Source organism: Intestinimonas massiliensis (ex Afouda et al. 2020) (assembly GCF_900626285.1).
Taxonomy (GTDB): domain Bacteria; phylum Bacillota; class Clostridia; order Oscillospirales; family Oscillospiraceae; genus Flavonifractor; species Flavonifractor massiliensis_A.
The window spans coordinates 2,867,898-2,883,859 of record NZ_LR131147.1; the positions used below are offsets into that span (position 1 = coordinate 2,867,898).

Below are 15,962 nucleotides of genomic sequence, written 5' to 3' on the forward strand. Positions count from 1 at the left end.
CTCAACCAGCGCCACCGACACCAGCGTACGATGTGCATAAGACACAGACACCGCCCACCACGCCGACTGCCACGCAGACGCCGACACCTACTCCGGCGGCCACACCTACGCCGTCGGGGTGGGGGTAGCCGCCGGCGTAGGTGTGGCCGCCGGAGTAGGTGTCGGCGTCGGCGTGACAGTCGGCGTGGTGGTCGGTGTCGGCGAGGGCGTGGTGGTCACCGGCGTCTCGGTCATCAGGCCGGTGGAGGTATTGATGCCCAGCCGGGCGGCGTCCGCCGGGTTGTAGTAGTACACCGCGTCGGAGGATTTATAGGTGTTGCGGTACAGGAAGATGGTGTCCACGGTCTTGCCGTTCTTGTCCACCAGCTTCTGGTACACATCCACCGTCACGCCGTTGTAGCGGGGGAAGTTGGTGTCCCGCTGGGGGGCGCTGCCCACGGGGATGCTGTCCTTGGGCTGGTAGGTGTTCTTGTAGGGCACGGTGGACACGGTGACGCTGTACGGCTCTCCGTGGATGCCGGTGGTGTCGGTGCCGTAGATGGTCACATGGAGGTAGTGGCTCTTGTCCTGATAGGTCTCGATCTTGATGGGGTAATCGGTATTGTTCTTGAACCGGAAGTCCAGCTGATCGCTCCACACGGTGGCGTCGGTGCCGATGACCGGCATGTAGCCGCCGTTGAAGGCGTGCTTGTTCCGCTCCACGATCTCCAGATTGGCCTTCAGGGTCACCCAGTAGATGGTGGAGGACAGCTGGCAGATGCCGCCGGCGGTGGCGTCGATGCTCTGGCCGTTCTGGTAGGTGCCCGCCTTCTTGTAGCCGCTGGACACGGTGTAGGGCCCGCAGTGGTCGTTGTAGGAGAACACCTCGCCGGGCATGAGGATGGTGCCGTTGACCCGGCTGGCGGCCAGGTCGATGTTGTACCACCGCTCGGAGGGGCTGGAGCACTTGGTGGAGCCGGTGCCCAGCACGTCCTTGAACAGGTTGGCCTTCAGGTCCTCGGTGGTGATCTTGGGCTGGGTCAGGGTGACGGGCACGGTGACGTCGGTCCCCTCCTCAGCGGCGTCCACCAGGGTCTTGGCCTCTTCCTCGTCAAAGTCCACCCCGGTGACCGAGGGGACGATCTCGTAGGTGTCGGCGTCCAGGTAGGCGTCGGCCGCCGGCACGCAGATCTCGCTCTTGATGGCGGCGAAGTCCGGGTCCACCGGCGGAGCGGTGGTGACCTGGGCCTCTATCGTGGCCTCCTCCCCGGAGGCGGTGCCGGACAGCTCCTGGCTCATCCGCTCCTCCAGGGCGGCGGACAGGGTCTCCACGTCGATGGTGCGGCCGGTGATCCCCTTGTGGAACACCAGCTCATTGTTCTCAAAGGTCCAGGTGGTCTGGGCCTCCGCGTCGGCGCAGTCCCGGATGGCCTCCTCCACCGCCTTGGGGGTGCCGCTCAGGGCCACGGACAGGTCGTACTGCTGACCGCCCGTCAGGCCGGACAGGTAGCGGACCCCCCGCAGGAGGAAGCCGGAGCTCTGGGCCTCAGCCGCCGAGCCCACCGCGTCCTCGGTATAGGCGGTGAACGCGCCGCCCGGAACTGTGTACTCCCTGCCCTCGCAGGTGAAGCTCACCGACAGCTGGGGCAGCTTTTCCGCCACCCCCCGCTCCAGGGTGTCCGCCGCCTGCTCTCTGGTCTGGCCGCCCACGTCGATGCCGGCGATGGTGGTATTGGGCAGGAAGGTGTTCCCGCCCACCCAGGCGCACAGTCCTACGTAGCCCGCCAGCAGCGCCAGCACCACTACGATGACCGCAATCAAAACGATCTTGCCCTTACCCGGCCTGCCGCCGGAGGGCTGTACCCGTTTTCCTTCAACAGATCCCATTGTTCTCACTCCAGAGATCCCGCCGTTCCGGCGGGATTCAATCTATTCTCAGGGGAAAAAGGTCCCCCAATGTCCACCATTATAGTAACTCTGTCCCGGAAATGCAATTACAGAACGGTTACACCGCCCCCTGAAACCGCTTTACAGCCCGGTCATTTCGCGGTATCATAAAATCACGTACATCTTTTATCTTTTTTAAAGAAGTTATCCAGCAAATCTTTAACACTTCTGTGATACAATAGCAATCGCAAATCCAACCGAGAACGAGAGGGGCATGGCCCATGGCAAGCTATCAGAACCGGAATGCACCGGATTCCCAGGATCTGGTGTATTGGATCGTCACAATCGTCCTGCTCATCAGCGTCTGGCCCATCGGCCTGTTTCTGCTGCTGCGCAAGCTGCTGGGCGGCTCCCGGCGGCGGCAGGCGGGTACCTACCAGCCGCCCCGGCAGGCGGCGCCCGGCACCCAGGGCATGAACCGGGGCAGGCAGGGCAAGCCCATCGACCTGAACCGGGGCAAGGGCATGATGGTGGCGGGCATCGTCATCGCCATTATCTTCGGCATCGCCCTGGTCAGCGGCTTTCCCATCCTGGCGGTGGGCTCCGGCTTTCTGAACGCCCTGGCCGTCATGTCCCCCATCACCGGCTTCTTCCTGGGCGGTCTGGCCCTGACCTGGGCGGGAGTGCGGCGGAACAAGCAGGTCAAGCGGTTCCGCAAGTACCTGGCCCTCATCGGCCGGCGGGAGAGCGTGTCCATCACCACCCTGGCCCAGGCCATGCCGGTGTCCTTCCGGAAGGCCTGCAGCGATCTCCAGGACATGCTGGACGACGGCATTCTGGAGACGGGCTACCTGGACATGTCCACCGGCCGGCTGATCCTCAGCGACGAGGGGCTCCAGGACCCGCCGGAGGAAAAGGAAGAGGAGGCCCCGCCGGAGGACGCCCCCCTGGACATGAACGACGACAACGCGGTGCTCAATGAGATCCGGCGGCTGAACGATGACATCGACGACGAGGTGATGAGCCGGAAGATCGACCGCATCGGGGAGATCACCGGCAAGATCTTCGCCTTCCAGAAGCAGCACCCCAACCGTGCGGGCCAGCTGCGCAGCTTCCTGAACTACTACCTGCCCACCACCCTGAAGATCCTGAAGGCCTACGCCCGGATGGAGGAGCAGGGCATCGAGGGGGAGAACATCCGCTCGGCCAAGGAGCGCATCGAGGGCATGATGGACAAGGTGGTGGACGGCTTCGAGAAGCAGCTGGATAAGCTGTTCCAGGATGACGCCATGGACATTGCCACCGACGTGCAGGTGCTGGAGCAGATGCTGGAAAAGGACGGCCTGTCCGGGGACGGCATGACCCTGGGCGGATAACAAAAAAGCAGACACCAATTGGTGTCTGCTTTTTTGTTAAAACTCGATCTCCTTGCGGGCCATGACCCCTCTGTCGTAGGGGTGCTTCTCCTTCACCACGTGGGAGATGTAGTCCGCCCGGTCGGCCAGCTCCTGGGGGATGCTGTGGCCGGTGATGACCACCTCCAGCCCCTCCGGCCGGCTGTCCAGCCAGGCGCACAGCTCGTCCATGGGCAGGAAGCCGTAGGTGGCGTCAATCGCCTCGTCCAGCACCAGCAGCCGGGCCTGCTGCTCCGCCGCCAGGGCGGTGGCCTGCCGGAACAGCTCCTGACAGTTGACGGCGGTGGCCGCCTTCTCCTCGTCGTTCATCTGGAAGGTGAATTTGTGGATGTCCTTGGTGCGCAGCACCGTCAGCTCCGGAAAGCGCTCGGCCGCCTTCACCTCGCCGCCGGCCCCGCTCTTCAGGAATTGGGCGATGACCACGTTCCGGCCCCAGCCCGCGCAGCGGAAGGCCAGGCCGAAGGCCGCCGTGGTCTTTCCCTTTCCGTCGCCGTAGTAGATCTGTACCAGTCCCTGCTGATCCGCCATGGTGTCACCTCATTTTGAATTGATGGCACCAGTATACCAGAAGGGACCGCCTTATGCAACACAGGAACGCGCCCCGGTTCACAATTCGTTTACATAACTTTCAAAGTTTGTCCACCTGCCGCCGGGAAAAAGGTGGTATCTTATAGTCACAGCCAAGCTGAACGAAATAAAGGCGGGCGCCGGGAACGTGCGGAAGGTCATATGCCGCCGCGGCGCGTTCGGAACACCGGCCAGCCTTTGTGACTGCCCCCCGGCTGTGGGGGCAGACCAGAAACAACACGCCGTCACGCGTGATGAGATAGAGATAAAAATATCCCGGGACTTTCCGCAAGCCCCGGGATATTTTGCTTTTTTTAGCCCTTGACGATGGCGGCGGTATCCATGGCGATCATGAGCTCCTCGTCGGTGGGGATGAGGAGGACCTTCACCTTGGAGTCGGGCGCGGAGATGACGGTCTCCTTGCCCCGGGCCTTGTTGGCCTCGGCGTCCATCTTGACGCCCATGAACTCCAGACCGGAGGCGGCGGCCATCCGGGTGTTGGCGTCGTTCTCGCCCACGCCGGCGGTGAACACGATGGCGTCCACCCCGCCCATGGCGGCGGCATAGGCGCCGATGAGCTTCTTCACGTTGTACTGGAAGGCCTCCAGAGCCAGAGCAGCCTGCTTGTTGCCCTCCTTGGCGGCATTCTCGATGTCACGGAAGTCGGAGGACACGCCGGAGATGCCCAGCACGCCGGACTTCTTGTTGAGGATGTTCATCATTTCCTTCATGTCGTACCCGTACTTGTTCATCAGGTACTCCAGGATGCCGGCGTCCAGATCGCCGGAGCGGGTGCCCATGGGCAGACCGGCCAGGGGGGTGAAGCCCATGGAGGTGTCCACGCTCTTGCCGCAGTCCACGGCGGCGACGGAGGAGCCGTTGCCCAGGTGGCAGGTGATGATCTTCAGCTCCTCGATGGGCTTGCCCAGCATGGCGGCGGCCCGGGCGGACACGTAGCGGTGAGAGGTGCCGTGGAAGCCGTAGCGGCGGACCTTGTCCTTCTCATAGTACTCGTAGGGCAGAGCGTAGATGTAGCTCTTGGCGGGCATGGTCTGATGGAAGGCGGTGTCGAACACGCCCACCATGGGCACGCCGGGCATGACCTTCTGGCAGGCCTTGATGCCGGTGATGTTGGCGGGGTTGTGGAGGGGAGCCAGGGGGATGCACTCCTCGATGGCGGCCATGACCTCGTCGGTGATGAGCACGGAGGAGGCGAACTTCTCGCCGCCGTGCACCACCCGGTGACCCACAGCGTCGATCTCGGAGGCGCTCTTGATCACGCCGTGCTCGCTGTCCAGCAGGGCGTCCAGCACGGACTGGATGGCCTCGGCATGGGTGGGCATGGGGATCTCAAACTCGTACTTGGCGTCCTTGGCGGGGATCTTGTGGGTCAGACGGCCGTCGATGCCGATGCGCTCGCACAGACCCTTGGCCAGCACTTCCCGGGTCTCGGGGTCCATCAGCTGATACTTCAGGGAAGAGCTGCCGGCGTTGATAACCAGAACTTTCATGGGTTCCATCTCTCCTTACTTGTGAACTATGGCTTGTGAGCCAACCGGTTGTGTAGTAAAATAAACTCGCACGTATTATTTTATCCCTTTTTTCCAAAAAGGACAACCCGCATTTTATCAGAAAGCAGGATTTTTTTCCTCTTTCCGTTTGGAGGAACGGCTATGACGGTCGCCGGTATCGTGGCGGAGTACAATCCATTCCATCTGGGCCATGCCTGGCATCTGGCTCAGACCCGAAAAGCCCTGGGGCCCCACGGGGCGGTGGTGTGCGCCATGAGCGGCCACTGGGTCCAGCGGGGGGACTGCGCCGTGGCGGACAAGTGGACCCGCGCCGCCCTTGCTCTGGCCGGTGGGGCCGACCTGGTGCTGGAGCTGCCTACCCCCTGGGCCATGGCCTCGGCGGAGGCCTTCGCCCGGGGGGCGGTGGGCCTGCTGGCCGCCGCCGGGGTGGTGGACGTGCTGTCCTTCGGCAGCGAGGACGGGGACCTGTCCCCCCTCCGCTCCGCCGCCGCCGCCCTGGACGGGCCCGGCTACCCCCAGAAGCTGAAAGCCGCCCTGGACCGGGGCCTCTCCTTCCCCGCCGCCCGGCAGGAGGCGGCGGGCTGTGATTGTCTGTCCACCCCCAACAACAACCTGGGGGTGGAATACCTGCGCGCCCTCCACGCCCTGAACAGCGCCATCACCCCCATGACGGTGGCCCGCCGGGGTGCGGGCCACGACAGCGCGGGACATCTGGACGGCTTCGCCTCCGCCTCCCACATCCGGTCCCTGCTGCGGGAAGGCCGGACGGACGAGGCCGCCCCCCTCCTGCCCGGCGGCTCTTTGGAGGCTCTGGGTCAGCCCGCCGCCCTCACCTGGGCGGAGCGGGCGGTGCTGGCCAGGCTGCGCACCACGGGGGAGGCCGACTGGGCTGCTCTCCCGGACAGCGGAGCGGCGGAGGGGCTCCCCGCCCGGCTGGTGCGGGCGGCCCGGGAGGCCCGCTCGCTGGAGGAATTCTACACCCTGGCCAAGACCAAGCGGTACACCCACGCCCGGCTGCGGCGGCTGGCGGTGGGCGCTTTCCTGGGCCTGAAACAAGAGGACCGCCCATCGGTGGTCCCCTATGTGCGGGTGCTGGGGCTCAACGAGCGGGGCCAGGCCCTTCTGAAGCGGATGAAGGGGAGCTGTTCCCTGCCTGTCCTCACCAAGCCCGCCCAGGCCAAAGCCCTGGACGGCCCGGCCCGGCGGCTCTTTGAGGCGGAGGCCCGGTACACCGACCTGTACGGCCTGTGCTTCCCCACTCCAAAGCCCTGCGGCCTGGAGTACACCACCAGCCCGGTGGTGCGCACCCAATGACAAAACCGGCGGGCGGCCATCTGGCCGCCCGCCGGTGCTGTTTTACTGGATGTGCACGTGGTTGTGGATGTGCTCCGAGCAGTAGCAGTAGTAGCCGTTGCACTTGGAGCAGTAGCGGAACTCCTCGTCGGGGTAGTCGGTGTCGGTCTTGCCGCAGACGGCGCACTTGTGAATGTAGCCCTTCTGCTGCTGGGCCTGTTTGGTGGCCTTCTTGAAGTTGATGGTCTGTTTGGAGTTCTGGTGGCGGGTTGTGCCCACGATCCGCCGGAAGAAGGCGGAGATGTCCGACCAGAAGAACAGGGCGTAGTTGATCCAGGAGGCCAGCAGGGCGGGCAGCAGGATGGGCAGCATCAGAGGCAGGAAGGCCCGGTTCATACTGACGATATCCCACAGCTCCACGAACACATAGAACACCGCCAGCCACTTGGCCTTTACCGGCAGAATGAAGTAGACCCGGATCTGGGCCTCGGGGAACAGGGTGGCGAAGGCCAGGAACAGGGTGGAGTGGACGGCGGACAGGTTGATCATATAGCTGAACAGCCCGCCGCTCCAGAAGTAGGTGACGATGCTGGCCAGGAAGGTGAGCACCGCGCCGCACAGGTAAAAGAGGCTGAACTTGGCGGTGCCCCACTGCTGCTCCATGGTATTGCCCAGAAAGTAGTAGAAGAACAGGGACACCACGAACCAGATGGGCTTGCTGGCGTCGGGCACGAAGATGAAGGTGACCAGCCGCCACAGCTGCAGGTTCAGGATGGCGTCAAAGCTCAGGCCCAGCAGGGCGGTGGCGTAGCCGTTGGAGAACAGGTCCAGCAGGTAGATCACCACGTTGCCCACCAGGATATAGTTGATGAGATGGGGGATGCCGAAGCGGGGATGGCTGTACGCGAACCGGTCCAGCCAGGTATCGACGGATCTTCTCAAAGGATGTTACCTCCCAATTACACGGTAACTGGTATCATACCAGTTCCGCGGCAGGAATTTCCGAATAAATTGTAAACTTTTATTTCAGGATCTTCCGCAGCCTGTCCTTCATGCCCGGGGTGAGCACCTTTGCCGCCGCCCGGTAGTGGAGGGGCGGCAGGGACAGGAACTTTTTTTCCACCTCCGGGAAGGGCAGTGTGGAAAACGCGGCGAAGAAGGCCCCCCGCTTGGGGTTGGCCTTCAGGGGACTTGCCAGACGGGGGTTGCCCGCCACCACCTCGGCCAGGGGCCGGTCGGTCTGGCCGAATTGCCCGGCCAGGGAATCGTACACCACCTGGCCCCTGGCGCTGTTCACCAGCACCATGGACACGCCCTTGTCCCGCTCCACCGGCAGCTCCAGCTTGGGGTCCAGCCCCCAGTAGTCGGCCAGGGTGAAGTCGGCGGGGCGGCTGGTGGAGGTGTACTTGCACACCGCGCAGGCCGGGCGGAGGAAAAGCTGCATGCCGAAGCCCCGTCCGTAGGGGGTGCGGTTGAAGTCCTGGGTGTACACGTCCCCATTGGCAAAGGTCACCGTCAGCCAGGGGTGGGACCAGCCGTGGGACTTGTCCTTGAAGCGCACCCCGGTGACCTTGGCGCCGTGGGCGGCCTCCAGGCCGTCCAGCCAGGCGCGGAACACCGCCGGGGAGGGCACCCCGTGGCACACCAGGTCGCAGGTCAGCAGGTTCTCATAGTTTTTGCCCAGATAGTGCTTCAGGCCGTCCACCTGGCAGGGCACCCCGGAGAAGAGCACCGGCGTACCGGCCTCCAGCAGCTCCTTCACCTGATGGAAGCTGTCCCCCAGGTCGCTCTGGACGTACTTGGAGCCCCGCATGGGGGCCAGCTCCTCCTCGGTCCGGGCGCACACGTGGCGGGCGGTCATGTCCTCGTCCAGCACGGTGCCGAACACCGCCCCGCCCTGGGAGAGCACGCGGCGGGCCAGCAGGGAGAAGAAGCCGCCGGAGGAGCTTTTCACCCGCTCGGCCTCGTCGGAGTTCCAGACGGCGTGGGCCTTTTCCGGTCCGGGGCCGGGCACCGGGGGGTGGAGCATGGGGCAGGTGGCCTCGCACTTGCGGCAGAGGATGCAGCTCTCCCCCACCACCGGCCGGAGGAAGCCCTCGTGGTCGGCCTTCATCTCGATGGCGTGTACCGGGCAGATAGCGGCGCAGGCGGTGCAGCCGGTGCAGTCCTCCGCTTTACACAGCACCGGCCTGGCAGGGGCGGCGGGCTCCGGCTCCTCCGCCGGCAGCCCGGTGCCCTCCAGGGCCCCCTTCAGGTAGGCCAGGGAATCGGCCCGGGCCTCCTCCAGCCGCTCATACACCTGGTCATAGTCCATTTCGGCCTCCAGGGGGGCGGTGGTGTCCAGGCCGATGATCCGGTCCGCGCACCCCAGCCGGGACAGCAGGCTGTAGATCCGGGAGAAGGTGGGCTCGGCCCGCTCCTTGGGGGACATGGAGGTGAAGAAGTTCTTTTTGAACTGCAGGGAGAAGGCGGCGCCGTGGAAGGAGTTGGTCACCACGGCGGCGGCGTCCCGGAACAGGGCCAGGAACTCCCTGGGGCCAGCGTCAAAGACCAGCTCAGAGGCCCCGTCGATCTTCCGCCGGGCTCCCGCCAGCTGGACGATGGGCCAGCCGGTCTTTTCCGACAGGGCCAGGGCGTAGGGGGCGGCCTCCCCGGGGTCGGAGACGAAGTAGCACAGGATATAGGGTCCCTGCCGCCGGTCCGGGTTGGCCAGCCTGCCCCAGTCGTCGCCGTTCAGCAGCAGGGTGGGATCCAGCACCACCCGGGCGTCCCGGCCCGCCGCCTCCTTCAGCACCACCTGCCCCCGCTTCTCCCGGACGGAGAGGGCGGAATAGGGCTCCAGATACCGTTTCAGCTCCGCCGCCTTGTCCTCCGGCAGACGGGGCACCCCCAGACTGGGGGCGTAGGCGATCCGCCGCCCCTCCGTCACGAAGTCCAGCAGGAAGGCGGGGTCGAACTGCTTATTCGCAAAGATATAGGGGTTCCAGATCTGATCGCTGCCCGCCACGTACACGTCGTACTCCGGCGGATGGTCCCGCAGCTGGTCCTCGCTGGTGTACCGCCGGGGGGAGAGGGCCATCTCCTCCGCCACAAAGGCCTCGAACCGGTTGAAGCGGCGCTGGAAGGCGGCGTAGTGGAGGGCGGTATGGGCGTCGGAGGCCATGGCCCGCACCGAGGCGCTCTTTTTGAACAGCTGGTTGGTGCGGGTGGTGTGGGGCAGGCGGTAGTCGATGATCTCGCAGTCGTGGCCCAGGCCCTGAATGGCCTTCATGGTGGCCAGAGCCTGGAGCTGGGCCCCGTAATGATGGGCAAAATGGAAGGTGATAAGTCCGGCGCGCATACAATTCACTCCCAGAAAGTACAGATCGGTCCAAGTTAGTATATCCCGCCCCGCTCTGTCTTGTCAATGGCGGGGCACGTTAGACATTCTTTCCCTTTTGTCGGAAATCTGAACAGCCAATGTATTTTGTCTATGGCGTTGCGGGCTTGTCCCAAGTATGATACAATTATCCTAATATTGTGAGATCAAGTTTCTCCGGGAAAGGAGCGCACATGCCTATGAGCATACCGGCCCGCCTGCGGGCGTTCGGGATCGCCAAGGCGCTGGACTGTCTGGAACGGGACCCGGACAGCAACCTGCCCCGGCTCATGGAGTGGGTGGATAAATACGCGGGGGAGAAGCTTCCCCTTCCCTACCGGGACCTGTTCCATCGGGCCATGACCGACCCAAACAACAACTGGAACCAGCTGATCCGCAGTCTGTACACGGACATTGACAGCCGGGTCCTGAAAAAGATCTTTGAGAATTTCGTCATCTACGGCGGGCTGCTGGACTGGCCCGCCCGCAACGCGGCGGGCCGCATCAACCAGGACGAGGCCCCCTGGTCGGTGGTCATTGACCCCGACTTCCCCTGCAACATGGACTGCGCCGGCTGCGGCGCCTCCATCTTCGGGGTGCGGCCCTCCATGGAGTTTGACAGCCTGGACGAGGAGATCGACGCCCGGAAGGCCAAGGGGTGTCACCTGTTTATCTTCAGCGTGGGGGACCCCCTGTCCCATGAGGAGGAGAGCATCGCCCTGTGCAACAAGCACACCGACTGCGTCTTTGCCGCCTTCACGCCCCCCGCCGCCATTACGGAGACCCTGTGCGGCGACCTGCTGCGGGTGGGCAACCTGTTCCCCGCCATCCAGGTGGACGCCGACCCCGCCAACGCGGTGCGGGCGGCGTCCCTGCTGAAGGCCCACAAGCTGCCCTTCGGCGTGGCCTGCCGTTGCACGGCGGACAACTGGCAGCGGGTGGCCACCGAGGAGTACTACGACCGGGTGATCGACGCCGGGGCCAAGTTCTGCTGGTTCTTCACCTGTCCGGCCTACGGCGGGCCTCCCTCTCCCACCCGGGAGCAGCTGCTGGACCTGCACCGGCGGATCCAGGCCTTCCGCAAGACCAAGCCCCTGCTTACTTTGGATTTCTGGGACGGGCCCAGTCTGTCTGAGGCCGCACCCCAAGGAGGAACGGTATGAGTATTGTAAAGGATATGTCCCTGGCCCCCTCCGGCCGGCGGAAGATCAGCTGGGTGCGGGACTTCATGCCCGCCCTGGGCGGCATCGAGGCCCGCTTTGAGAAGGAGAAGCCCTTTTCCGGGCTGCGGGTGGCGGTGTCCGTCCACCTGGAGGCCAAGACCGCCAATCTGGGCTATGTGCTGAGCAAGGGGGGCGCCCAGGTGCGGCTCACCGGCTCCAACCCCCTGTCCACTCAGGACGACGTGGCCGCCGGCCTGGCCGACCTGGGTGTGGAGACCTTCGGCATCCACGGCGCCACCGGCGAGGAGTATGAGAAGCTGCTCATCGAGACCCTGAAGTTCAAGCCCCACCTGGTGGTGGACGACGGCGGCGATTTGATCGACCTGCTGGGCGGCAAGTGCGCCGATCTGGGTGAGAACCTGATCGGCGGGTGCGAGGAGACCACCACCGGCATCCTGCGGCTGAAGGCCCGGGAGCGGGAGGGCATCCTGCCCTGCGCCATGATGGCGGTGAACGACGCCAAAGCCAAGCACTACTATGACAACAAGTACGGCACCGGCCAGAGCGTGTGGGACGCCATCATGCACACCTCCAACCTGGTGGTGGCAGGCAAGACCGTGGTGGTGGCCGGCTACGGCTGGTGCGGCAAGGGCGTGGCCATGCGGGCCGCCGGCATGGGGGCCAACGTGATCGTCACCGAGGTGGACCCCTTCAAGGCCCTGGACGCCACCATGAACGGCTTCCGGGTGATGCCCATGGACGAGGCCGCCAGGTACGGCGACGTCTTTGTCACCGTCACCGGCTGCAAGGACGTGATCGTCCCCCGGCACTTTGAGGTGATGAAGAATAACGCCATCCTCACCAACGCCGGCCACTTCGACTGCGAGGTGGACGTGAAGAGCCTGGCGGAGATGGCCGTGAAGCGGGAGGTCCGCCGGGAGAATATCGAGGGCTTCACCCTGCCCGACGGCCGGGTGCTCAACATCATCGGCGAGGGGCGGCTGGTCAACCTGGCCGCCGGCAACGGCCACCCCGCCGAGATCATGGACATGTCCTTCTCCGTCCAGGCCCTGGCTCTGGAGTGGCTGGTACGCCACCAGGACAGCCTGGAGAAGAAGCTCTACCAGGTGCCCGCCGAGATCGACGACGAGATCGGCCGGGTGAAGCTGGCTGCCATGGGCCTGTCCATCGACAAGCTCACCGACGAGCAGGTGGACTACCTGAACGGCTGGAAGGCGTAAGGGAACTATACAATTTGGTCTATTTGTCTATTGAAAAAGTGGGAAAAAGCCATTAAAATAGGCCACAGTCAATTGAATAGCCTTATCGAGAGCGGTGGAGGGAACGGCCCGATGAAACCCGGCAACCTGCGTGGCAAGGTGCCAAATCCGGCGAGAAAGTCGAAAGATGAGGATGGATGAGCTCAGCGCGCTCCGCCGTCCGGCGGGGCGCGTTTTTGCTCCAGCTTAGAAAGGAAGGTACAACTATGGCACACCGTCTGTTTACCTCGGAGTCCGTCACCGAGGGGCATCCCGACAAAGTATGCGACCAGATCTCCGACGCCGTCCTGGACGACATCCTGGCCGCCGACCCCACGGCCCACGTGGCCTGCGAGACCTTCACCACCACCGGCATCGTGACGGTGATGGGCGAGATCACCACCAAGCACTACACCGACATCCCCTCCATCGTCCGCCGCACCGTGGAGCGCATCGGCTACACCGATCCCGCCTACGGCTTCGACTACCGCTCCTGCGCGGTGATGACCGCCATTGACGAGCAGTCTCCCGACATCGCCATGGGTGTCAACGAGTCCTACGAGCTCCAGGAGGGCGGCAAGGACGAGGCCGACCGCATCGGCGCCGGCGACCAGGGCATGATGTTCGGCTACGCCTGCGACGAGACCCCTGAGCTGATGCCCGCCCCCATCTCCATGGCCCACAAGCTGTCCCGCCAGCTCTCCGACGTGCGCAAGGCCGGCAAGCTGAAGTGGCTGCGCCCCGACGGCAAGAGCCAGGTCACCGTGGAGTACGGCGACGACGGCAAGGTGCTCTCCTGCCCCGCCATCGTGGTGTCCACCCAGCACGACCCCGACATCGCCCTGAAGGACCTGCGGGAGGCCGTGGTGGAGGAGATCATCAAGCCCATCATCCCCGCCCAGTACATCACCAAGGACACCAAGTTCTTCGTCAACCCCACCGGCCGCTTCGTGGTGGGCGGCCCTGTGGGCGACACCGGCCTGACCGGCCGTAAGATTATCGTGGACACCTACGGCGGTTCCGCCGCTCACGGCGGCGGCTGCTTCTCCGGCAAGGACCCCACCAAGGTGGACCGCTCCGCCGCCTACATGGCCCGGTACATCGCCAAGAACCTGGTGGCCGCCGGCCTGTGCCGCAAGTGCCAGATCGAGCTGGCCTACGCCATCGGCGTGGCCCATCCCGTGTCCGTGCTGGTGGACACCTACGGCACCGGCGTGCTGGACGAGGACAAGCTGTCCGAGATCGTCAACAAGCACTTCGACATGCGTCCCGCCAAGATCATCGAGAAGCTGGACCTGCGCCGTCCCATCTACGAGCAGACCGCCGCTTACGGCCACTTCGGCCGCACCGACATCGACCTGCCCTGGGAGCACACCGACATGGTGGACACCCTGAAGAGCTACCTGTAATCGGAAAACGGCAAACCGCCCCGTTCCGCATGGAACGGGGCGGTTTTTCTTATTATGCCAGCAGGTCGGGGCCGGGCAGGTCCATCTGCCGCTTCCGGGCGGCGGAGAAGGCCAGCTTCCTGGCCAGGGCCTGCCGGTCGCCGGAGGCCAGCACGTCCCGGTAGGACTGGAGATTGCCCATCAGCCGGTCCAGCACGGCAAGCAGGGCGGGCCGGTTCAGGGAGAACAGCTGGGTCCACAGGCCCACGTCCAGGGCGGCCACCCGGGTGCAGCCCCGGAAGGAGGAGCCCTCAAATCCCCGGCAGGCGAACAGGTCCGGGTCGTCGCACACCGCCACGGCGATGATGTGCATGATCTGGCTGGTGTAGGCGATGAGGGCGTCGTGGTCCTCCCCGGTGGTGCGGCATACGTCCTTGCAGCCGATGTAAGCCGCCAGCCGCTCCAGCAGGGCGATGTGCTCCGGCTTGCTGCTCTCCCGGGGCACCATCAGGAAGTGGGAGTTCTGAAACATCTCCCCAAAGGCGTGCTCCACGCCGGAGAACTCGGTGCCCGCCATGGGGTGGCAGCCGATGAAGTCCACCGTGTCGGTCAGCACCTTTGCCCCCTCCAGGATGGCGGACTTGACGCCGCACACGTCCCATACCAGAGCCCCGGGCTTGAACCGGTCCCGGTAGGCCGCCAGAAAGTCCAGAATCCCCTGGGGGTGGAGGGCCAGGGCCACCACGTCGGCCTGGGGGATCACCTCCCCGGCGTCCTCGGTGACCCGGTCGCCCACCCCATGCTCGGCGGCGTAGCGCAGGGTGGGCTGGGACACGTCCACCCCCACGATCTCAAAATCCTCAAAGCCCTTCAGGGCGATGGCCAACGAGCCGCCGATCAAACCCAGGCCGATGATGGCAAGCGTCTTTTTCATTCCTTACAGCTCCTTTCCCACGCAGGGGGCCAGCACCCGCAGTTTGTCCATGAGGGCAGCAAACTGGTCGGGGGTGATGGACTGGGCCCCGTCGCACAGGGCGTGGGGCGGGTCGTTGTGGACCTCGATGATGAGGCCGTCAGCCCCGGCGGCCAGGGCGGCCATGCTCATCCGCTCCACCATCCAGGCCTTGCCGCAGGCGTGGGAGGGATCCACCACCACCGGCAGGTGGGACAGCTGCTTCACCGCCAGCACCGCCGACAGGTCCAGGGTGTTGCGGGTGAAGGTCTCGAAGGTGCGGATGCCCCGCTCGCACAGGATCACCTTCTCGTTGCCCCCGGCCATGATGTACTCGGCGCTCATGAGCCACTCCTCGATGGTGGAGGAAAGGCCCCGCTTGAGCAGGATGGGCTTGGTGGTCTTGCCCAGCTGCTTCAGCAGGTCGAAGTTCTGCATGTTCCGGGCCCCCACCTGGATCACGTCCACGCACATCTCGAACATCTCCACATTGTCGGTGGACATGATCTCGGTGACGATGGGCAGGCCGGTGACCGCCTTGGCCTCCTGGAGCAGGCGGATGCCGTCGTTGCCCATGCCCTGGAAGGAGTAGGGGGAGGTGCGGGGCTTGAAGGCCCCTCCCCGGAGAGCGACGGCCCCCGCCGCCTTCACCGCCTGGGCCACCTCCACGATCTGCTCCTCGCTCTCCACCGAGCAGGGCCCGGCGATGACCGCCAGCTTCTTGCCCCCCACCAGGGTGCCGTTGCCCAGGTCGATGAGGCTGTCGTCCGGGTGGTACTTCCGGTTGGCCTTCTTGTAGGGCTCGGTGACCCGCATGACCCGCTCCACGCCGGGCAGCAGGGACAGCTTTTCCTGATTGATGCCGGCGGCGTTGCCCTCGGCGCCCAGGATGGTGGTCTCGGTGCCCTTGGACACCATCACCTTCACGCCGCCCTCCTCCATGGTGCGGATGGCCTGCTGCAATTGCTCCGGGGTAAAGCCCGGCTTCATAATCACTACCATAGGAATGCTCCTTTCTGCAAAAAACAAGGGACCGCAGCCGCCCCAAGGCGGCCGCGGTCCCTTCAACCCCTCTCTCGGAAGGTGGTCCAGTCACTGGCCGGTCATGGGCAGGCAGAATCGCCGCTGACAAAATAGCAGCGGTAATAGCCATACGCATAACCGGCGAC

At 64.7% G+C, this 15,962-nt stretch carries 12 protein-coding genes and 1 riboswitch; of the genes, 5 read left to right on the top strand and 7 right to left on the bottom strand.

Going from position 1 to position 15,962, the window contains the following annotated elements:
- Positions 1–105 precede the first annotated feature (105 nt).
- Complete coding sequence (locus E0E41_RS18750) at positions 106–1,866, bottom strand: VanW family protein (protein ID WP_207303223.1); 1,761 nt, start codon at positions 1,864–1,866, stop codon at positions 106–108.
- A 281-nt stretch (positions 1,867–2,147) separates the two neighbouring features.
- On the opposite strand from E0E41_RS18750, the gene E0E41_RS14135 reads away from it, so the two are divergent.
- A complete protein-coding gene (locus E0E41_RS14135) occupies positions 2,148–3,242 on the top strand; it encodes a 5-bromo-4-chloroindolyl phosphate hydrolysis family protein (RefSeq protein WP_130870443.1) in 1,095 nt (364 codons plus the stop codon).
- Positions 3,243–3,278: 36 nt separating this feature from the next.
- Here the strand turns inward: E0E41_RS14135 and E0E41_RS14140 are convergent, their stop codons facing one another.
- Both E0E41_RS14140 and E0E41_RS14145 read right to left on the bottom strand, forming a co-directional pair.
- Positions 3,279–3,809 (bottom strand): cob(I)yrinic acid a,c-diamide adenosyltransferase, encoded by a 531-nt coding sequence (locus E0E41_RS14140; RefSeq protein WP_130870444.1) that lies wholly within the window; start codon positions 3,807–3,809, stop codon positions 3,279–3,281.
- Between the two features lie 353 nt (positions 3,810–4,162).
- Positions 4,163–5,359 carry an acetate/propionate family kinase gene (locus E0E41_RS14145; protein ID WP_130870445.1) on the bottom strand — a complete coding sequence of 399 codons (1,197 nt, stop codon included), beginning with the start codon at positions 5,357–5,359 and terminating at the stop codon, positions 4,163–4,165.
- A 162-nt stretch (positions 5,360–5,521) separates the two neighbouring features.
- On the opposite strand from E0E41_RS14145, the gene E0E41_RS14150 reads away from it, so the two are divergent.
- Positions 5,522–6,694, top strand: a complete 1,173-nt coding sequence (locus E0E41_RS14150; RefSeq protein ID WP_130870446.1) for a tRNA(Met) cytidine acetate ligase — start codon at positions 5,522–5,524, stop codon at positions 6,692–6,694.
- A 42-nt stretch (positions 6,695–6,736) separates the two neighbouring features.
- On the opposite strand, the gene E0E41_RS14155 is transcribed toward E0E41_RS14150, so the two are convergent.
- Positions 6,737–7,615, bottom strand: a complete 879-nt coding sequence (locus tag E0E41_RS14155) for a rhomboid family intramembrane serine protease (RefSeq protein WP_242623792.1) — start codon at positions 7,613–7,615, stop codon at positions 6,737–6,739.
- A 79-nt stretch (positions 7,616–7,694) separates the two neighbouring features.
- Positions 7,695–10,013, bottom strand: a complete 2,319-nt coding sequence (locus tag E0E41_RS14160; protein ID WP_130870447.1) for a polysaccharide pyruvyl transferase family protein — start codon at positions 10,011–10,013, stop codon at positions 7,695–7,697.
- 218 nt (positions 10,014–10,231) lie between these two features.
- On the opposite strand from E0E41_RS14160, the gene E0E41_RS14165 reads away from it, so the two are divergent.
- The 3 genes from E0E41_RS14165 (at position 10,232) to metK (ending at position 13,862) form a co-directional block, all read left to right on the top strand.
- A complete protein-coding gene (locus tag E0E41_RS14165) occupies positions 10,232–11,194 on the top strand; it encodes a radical SAM protein (protein WP_130870448.1) in 963 nt (320 codons plus the stop codon).
- On the top strand, positions 11,191–12,435 hold the full coding sequence (locus E0E41_RS14170; protein ID WP_130870449.1) for an adenosylhomocysteinase: 1,245 nt from the start codon (positions 11,191–11,193) through the stop codon (positions 12,433–12,435). Before E0E41_RS14165 ends, E0E41_RS14170 begins: the two co-directional genes overlap by 4 nt.
- Positions 12,436–12,514: 79 nt before the next feature.
- Positions 12,515–12,608, top strand: a riboswitch (SAM riboswitch).
- A 72-nt stretch (positions 12,609–12,680) separates the two neighbouring features.
- The gene (gene metK, locus E0E41_RS14175) at positions 12,681–13,862 is read left to right on the top strand and encodes a methionine adenosyltransferase (protein ID WP_130870450.1); all 1,182 of its coding nucleotides are present in this window, start codon (positions 12,681–12,683) and stop codon (positions 13,860–13,862) included.
- Between the two features lie 52 nt (positions 13,863–13,914).
- Here the strand turns inward: metK and E0E41_RS14180 are convergent, their stop codons facing one another.
- Both E0E41_RS14180 and aroF read right to left on the bottom strand, forming a co-directional pair.
- Positions 13,915–14,775: a prephenate dehydrogenase gene (locus tag E0E41_RS14180; protein ID WP_130870451.1), complete on the bottom strand. Its 861-nt coding sequence runs from the start codon at positions 14,773–14,775 to the stop codon at positions 13,915–13,917.
- A 3-nt stretch (positions 14,776–14,778) separates the two neighbouring features.
- Positions 14,779–15,795, bottom strand: coding sequence for a 3-deoxy-7-phosphoheptulonate synthase (aroF, locus tag E0E41_RS14185; RefSeq protein ID WP_130870452.1), 1,017 nt, complete (start codon positions 15,793–15,795; stop codon positions 14,779–14,781).
- Positions 15,796–15,962 lie beyond the last annotated feature (167 nt).